The organism is Vibrio sp. S457-15, from assembly GCF_000960545.1.
Lineage (GTDB): Bacteria > Pseudomonadota > Gammaproteobacteria > Enterobacterales > Vibrionaceae > Vibrio > Vibrio parahaemolyticus.
The window spans coordinates 1-278 of the sequence record NZ_JYOQ01000103.1 but is presented as its reverse complement, the minus strand read 5'-3'; the positions used below and the strand labels follow the sequence as shown (position 1 = coordinate 278).

The 278-nt window shown below is 50.7% G+C and carries 1 rRNA gene; it reads left to right on the top strand.

The features are described 5' to 3' along the window. Nucleotides 1–49: 49 nt before the first annotated feature. Nucleotides 50–278 (top strand): 16S ribosomal RNA (locus UF05_RS08905); the annotation flags it as partial.

Here is a 278-nt window from a genome sequence, read left to right as displayed (position 1 = left end):
CTCTTGACTTTATGTAATGTTCAGTATTCATTGAGCCGAACAAAATCTTAAATTGAAGAGTTTGATCATGGCTCAGATTGAACGCTGGCGGCAGGCCTAACACATGCAAGTCGAGCGGAAACGAGTTGTCTGAACCTTCGGGGAACGATAACGGCGTCGAGCGGCGGACGGGTGAGTAATGCCTAGGAAATTGCCCTGATGTGGGGGATAACCATTGGAAACGATGGCTAATACCGCATGATGCCTACGGGCCAAAGAGGGGGACCTTCGGGCCTCTC